The organism is Paenibacillus sp. 01T422, from assembly GCF_056398785.1.
On the sequence record NZ_JBFTQB010000379.1, the window covers coordinates 1 to 6,169 of the forward strand.

A 6,169-nucleotide genomic window follows, 5' to 3' on the forward strand; every position below is an offset into this window, starting at 1 on the left:
CGAATGAGCGGCGTCGGTATCTCTCATATTCGCGAGAAAATTAAGCTTTACTATGGGCCAGAGTTCAAAATGCACATTGCCAGCAAGCCTGGGGAAGGAACTACGATCAGGATGTCCCTTCCTATCCATCAGGGAGAGGAGTTGGAAGTAGAATGAATGTGCTTGTTGTGGATGATGAACCCATCATTCGTTTGGGTTTGCGTACATTGGTGGATTGGGAGCTGCATGGCTTTAACTATGCCGGCGATGCAGAAGATGGCCTGGAAGCAGTTGAGCTATTGGAGTCTCTCCAAATCGACATTGTGATAACCGATCTGATCATGCCGCGTATGGACGGCATAGCACTCATAAGAACGCTAAGAGATTGGACAAGACCAATAAGCACCATCGTTCTAAGCTGCATGGACGACTTCACTTATGTGAAAGAAGCGATGAAGCTTGGGGCCAAGGATTATATTCTCAAGCCTACGATGGAGCCAGAATCGCTAATCGACATCTTGCTTGGTGTGAAGCGAGAGCTTGAAGCCCAGCGCAATGACCAGAGAGAGCAGCAGATTCGGGAGCTTGAGCTGGCCTCCACCAAGCAAATGCAGCTATCAAACAGGCTGCAGGCTTATATACAGACCAGGCTTGGCGAAGCTGAGCTGCAGGCAGAGCTCTTCGGGGCAGGAGCGCCGCTGAGCGCGGCTGCCGCAGCAAGCAGCAGCCTAGTTAGCTTGCTGCTGCACACCGGGACCAGCGCCGCCATAGACTGGCGCTGGACCGGCTGCCTGGCGGCGCTGCCGCTGGCCGCCGACAGCACGCTGCTGCTCCTCCCGGCAGCAGCGGAAGAGCAAGACGCCGCCGAAGATGGCGGCGTCTATGCCACTGCCGCGGCGCTTGAGCGCGCCGCGGAGGTCCGGCTCGCGCACGCGCCGGACTGGTTTATTGGAGCCGGCGTCGTCATCCGCCGGCTCGCGGACGTGCAGCCTGCCGCGGAGCTGCATGCGCGGCAGGTGCAGGAGCGATTCTACAGCTCCAGCTGGAATCGCTTGGTGGTGCATGCGCCGGAGGCAGCATGCGGGCAAGTGCCTACGCTGCCTTTTGAGATACGCAGCGACCTGCTGCGCTGTGTTTTGCATACGAACAGCGAGGGTTATCTACACCATGCGGAGGCGCTTTGCCGCAAGTTGAGGGAGCAGCGCCACGAGAAGGATAAAGTGTTGATCTTCATCCAGGAGCTGCTTGCGCTGGCTGCAGGTTACGCGCGCGAACGCGGCTGCGCGGCGCTTGAACGGTATGAGGAGCTGTATGTAAACAGCAAAGCTCTGAGCGCCTKCAGCAGGTTTGAGCAGGTCAGGGAAATGGTTCTTCAAGCGATGAACATGCTGATGGAGAATCGCATGGCTGTTGGGAGAGAGCCGATTCATCGCTCAAACAATCCTTTTATCCGTAAGGTTTTGACTTATATGGTGGATCATTATGCCTCACCCATTAGTACATCGGACATGGCTGATTATGTCAGACTGAGTCGCAGCTATTTGAGCGATTTATATAGTAAGGAAATGGGAGAATCGCTGAGTGAAACGTTGACGCGAATCCGGATGGAAGAGGCGAAACGCAGACTGCGAACGGGTGAAATGAAGGTATATGAAGTGGCTGATGCCGTAGGATTTCCAGATGCCAAAACATTTGCCAAGACGTTCAAACGTGTAGTTGGCTGCTCACCCAAAGAATTCGAGAAGAACAAATAGACACCTTTTCCAACAAAGGATGTCTATTTTTTTGTTATGTAAAGGTTTACATTTAGGAAGAGTTCCATGATTTAGGAATAAAGATGAGGTGCTAACTATGACTATGCAGGTAGATCAGGTACCTATGGTGCAAGCAATTGGGGTTACGCGCGTATTTGGAAAAGGATCGGGAGCGGTACACGCATTGCGAGGAGCTCATCTCAGCATTCCCAAAGGCAGGCTTGTAGCACTGCGCGGAAGATCGGGGTCTGGTAAGACGACGCTGCTAAATATCCTCGGGGCACTCGACCACCCTTCGGAAGGCGCCGTTTATTTAGAGGGCATGGAGATCAGTAGTTTATCTGAGGCGAAGCGCAATGAAGTCAGACGGAAGCAGATCGGTCTTATTTTTCAATCCTTTGCTTTAGTCCCTTATATGTCCGCCTATGAGAATGTTGAATTTGGTTTGCGCATATCGGGTATACATCCGAAACATTATAAGCAATTAGCTGAAGAAGCACTAGATTTCGTAGGGTTGAAAATGAGGATGAAACATCGTCCTTATGAGCTTTCTGGCGGCGAGCAGCAGCGGGTTGCGATTGCCAGAGCGATCGCTCACAAACCCAAGTTGATTTTGGCAGATGAGCCTACAGCGGAGCTGGACAGCAGAATGGGGCTCCAAGTGCTCAAATTGTTCAAAGATTTGGTGCAAGAAGGAATGACCATTATTTTGACCACTCATGACCTAGCCATTATGGAAATTGTAGATGAAGTGTATGCATTGGAGGATGGTACCATTGTCGATGAAGGTTAAGCCATTTGCGTCTAAAATCGTTCTAATAGCTGGTGTTGTGCTTTTACTGGCAGGTTGCTCTCTATTGCCCAAAGAAGAGGAAGCGCTAAAGCCGCCGTTAGTCAAACCAGTGAAAGAAAACTTCGAGCTTTATGAGGTGAAGAAAGGCAGCATTACGAAAAAAGCTACTTTCATGGGGACGTTCAAGTCTAGCCAAACGAGCAATTACTATTTTGATGAGTCTGATCATCGCTTAGCTGGTTTACGCGTTAAATTAGGTGATGTGGTTAAACCTGGTGATGTGCTTGCTGAATTGGAGAAAGGGGATCTGGAAACGCGGATTGCCATTCAAAAATTGAATTTGGAGAAAGCCCAGATTGCCAGTGTGCAATCCAGGCAGGCTGATCCTAATCAAACGCTAGCGCTTCGTTTGAAGGATATTGATATTGAAGCGGCACAGCTGCAACTGACATCCTTGCAAGCGCAGCTGAATAAGACAAGGTTAGTGGCAGCATCCAGTGGAGTCGTCACTTTCGTAACAGATGCTCAGCAAGGAAGTGTTGTGGACGCCTTCAATACGCTTGTAGTTCTGTCTGATCCTGAACACCTGGAGCTTTCTTATGAAGCTACAGATGTCGGAACACTTACGGGGATAGAAGTTGGCATGAATGTAGAAGTCAAACTCGCGAAATCCGGGAGTACAGTGCAGGGCAAAGTGCTGCGAACACCATCAAGCTCTCCCCCAACAGATAACAAGGCACAAACCGAAAGAAATGCCAAAACGATTATTATTGGGGTTCCTGTGGGCACAGAGGGTGCAGAGATTGGCGCATCCGGAGACATGACGATTGTCGTTGAGCAGCGAGAGAATGTCATCGTGATCCCGAGAAAAGGACTGCGGACTTATCTGGGCAGGGATTATGTGCAAGTGCTGAATGGGGAAAGCCGTAAAGAAGTCGRTGTCGAAAAAGGCCTTGTAACCCCTACGGAAGTTGAAATTCGAACAGGCCTCAAGGAAGGCCAGAATGTCATTTTAGAGAACTAGTACTTTCTTAGGAGGATTGCAATGGCTTTATTTCTGATGATTCTCCGTAAAATGGTCAAAAATCGCTGGCTCGAGCTTAGTTTATTAGTAGGGCTAATTATTTCTGTAGCGCTTGCAAGCTCGATGCCTATTTATACACACGCCATTTTACAGCGCATGCTGATCAAGGACTTGGAAGTTCTGCAAACAGACACCAAGCAATATCCAGGGCAAGTATATAACTACGCATACTTTGTGAGATCGGAGAAGGAGCAAGACGCGGATCGTCTTCTGGCGGAAACGGATGCTTTTTTGAAAGAAGAAAGTAAAGCATTTGGTGTACCTATTCTCCTCTCGACCACCATGCGCAGCACGATGAATTTCAATTTTAAACCGAGTGTTCCCAGTAAAGTTGATCCTAGTGTGAAGCGTCTGGGCGAGCTGACAACGATGTCGGAGTTAGATAAGCATATTCGCCTCGTTGACGGCGTCATGCCATCTAGCGAACCCGTGAACGGCGTGTATGAAGCATGGGTATTCCCTGAACTGCTGACGGAGATGAAAATTGTTCTTGGCAATGAATTAACCATTACAGATGAGGATTTGAAACAAAGCATTCGCATTAAACCGGTAGGGGTTATTGATCGCAGCGATTATGCAGATCCCTATTGGACGAATAATATGTCTGATTTGCGTTCACGATTTTTCATTCCCTTTGGGCTATTTGAGAAAGAAATTACGAATAACAAGGAGTTTACTAGCCTTTATTGCTTTTGGAATTACATACTCGATTATCACCAATTGAAGTTGGAAGGATTAGGCGCCTATACCGCTGCACATGCACAAATGGAAGGCTACTTAAGCAGTCGTTTCAATTCTTATAAAGCTGATAATCCCGCGCTTCCTACTTTGAAAGTGTATGGTGAGAAAGAGAAAAAATTAAGAATGATGTTATGGTCACTGAATGTGCCCGTAAGCATTCTGTTAGCCTTCTATTTATTCATGGTTGCCAATTTGATTACGGAAAGGCAAAAAACAGAAATTGCCGTTCTGCGCAGCAGAGGAGCAAGCCGTACTCAGATTCTTTTAGGTTATGTGCTGGAAGGGGCTTTATTAGGAGGGATTGCGCTTCTGGTTGGACCTGCCATCGGGATGCAATTGACCAAGATCCTGGGTGCCTCCAATGGATTTCTGGAGTTTGTAGAGCGCTCTGCCATGGAAGTGAAGCTGAATCAAGAAGCCTACCGGTATGCCTTGGTGGCCGTGGTGGCATCGGTTTGCATGACGCTCATCCCGGCCGTTATGGCAACGCGTACGACGATTGTTGGTCATAAGCAGTCACTCGCGAGGAAAAATAAGCTTTCTTTTGTTCATAAAATCTTTCTTGATGTTATTTTATTAGCTGTATCTATATATTTATTGCAAAGCTTTAACCGACGGATGACTGATCTGGTTGCCCTGGGGCTGGATTCGATGGACATGAAGGTTGATCCCCTCCTTTTTGTTGTGCCGGCTCTATTCATATTTGCAATGGGCTTGTTCCTCCTGCGGATCTATCCTTGGGTTATTCAACTGATCTATACGGTTGGGCGCAAATGGTGGCCGCCTTATCTGTATTCGACGCTCCTTCAGGTAGGCAGGTCCACTACACAATACCAATTCATCATGTTATTTATCGTGATGACATTGGCAACTGGCTTGTTCAGTGCGAGTGCAGCCCGGACGATGAACAAAAACATTGAAGAGAAGATCCGTTATGCGAACGGGACCGATATTGTTTTGCAAACACCATGGGATAATGATGCCCCGCCTCCACAGTCAGGCCCTTCTGGACCTTCGGGTGATGCTAATTCTCCTGCGGGCGAAGTTGCTGTGAAGAAACGCGTGCAATATACGGAGCCTCCGTTTCTGCCTTTTACCCAACTGGCAGGTGTGGAATCTGCTGCTCGTGTTTTTCAGAAGAAAGATGCTTACATCTCGATCGGTAAAGAAACGAAAAAGACGACGCTGATGGGGATTGATACAGATGAATTCGGTCAAACAGCCTGGCTTCGCGATCATTTGCTGGATCATCACTTCTACGATTATTTGAACCTGCTCTCTGGGGACTCCAGGGCCTGTGGAGCCGTATGAGGTATGGCTTAAGCTGAAACCTGACATGACCAGTCAAGCTTTGTATGAAGCGCTAGAGCTTAAACATATCAAGATTGCAAGCTTGGTTGATACGAAGCAAATGTTGGTTCGTTCCAAAAATGATCCATTTCAACTGGCCGTGAACGGCGTAATGACACTTGGCTTCTTGATTGCGATCGGCATCAGCTTCATGGGATTTCTTTTGTACTGGGTGCTTTCACTGTCTGGTCGGATTCTACAATTCGGCGTGCTTCGCGCGATGGGGATTTCTTATGCTCAGTTAATCGGAATGTTAGTTGCGGAGCAATTGCTGACCTCCGGCGCTGCTGTCCTGATTGGTATGATTACAGGGAATACGGCTAGCCAATTATTCGTTCCCTTGTTCCAATTAACGTTTGACTCATCGAGTCAAGTGCCGCCTTTTCAGGTGAGTTTCGATCCTAACGATCAGCTGCATTTATACGTCATTGTCTTGGTTATGATAGGGATTGGTCTACTGCTGCTAGG

The 6,169-nt window shown here is 48.3% G+C and carries 5 protein-coding genes; all 5 read left to right on the plus strand.

What is annotated here, in order from left to right; all coding sequences use genetic code 11:
• Positions 1-152: 152 nt before the first annotated feature.
• The gene (locus AC1DUA_RS20645) at positions 153-1,733 is read left to right on the plus strand and encodes a response regulator (protein ID WP_477501559.1); all 1,581 of its coding nucleotides are present in this window, start codon (positions 153-155) and stop codon (positions 1,731-1,733) included.
• 97 nt (positions 1,734-1,830) lie between these two features.
• On the plus strand, positions 1,831-2,526 hold the full coding sequence (locus AC1DUA_RS20650) for an ABC transporter ATP-binding protein (RefSeq protein WP_477501560.1): 696 nt from the start codon (positions 1,831-1,833) through the stop codon (positions 2,524-2,526).
• Complete coding sequence (locus AC1DUA_RS20655; protein ID WP_477501563.1) at positions 2,516-3,550, plus strand: efflux RND transporter periplasmic adaptor subunit; 1,035 nt, start codon at positions 2,516-2,518, stop codon at positions 3,548-3,550. Before AC1DUA_RS20650 ends, AC1DUA_RS20655 begins: the two co-directional genes overlap by 11 nt.
• A gap of 21 nt (positions 3,551-3,571) precedes the next feature.
• Positions 3,572-5,662 (plus strand): FtsX-like permease family protein, encoded by a 2,091-nt coding sequence (locus AC1DUA_RS20660; protein WP_477501561.1) that lies wholly within the window; start codon positions 3,572-3,574, stop codon positions 5,660-5,662.
• On the plus strand, positions 5,649-6,169 hold a 521-nt coding region (locus AC1DUA_RS20665), incomplete at its 3' end, for an FtsX-like permease family protein (RefSeq protein ID WP_477501562.1). The genes AC1DUA_RS20660 and AC1DUA_RS20665, both read left to right, overlap by 14 nt.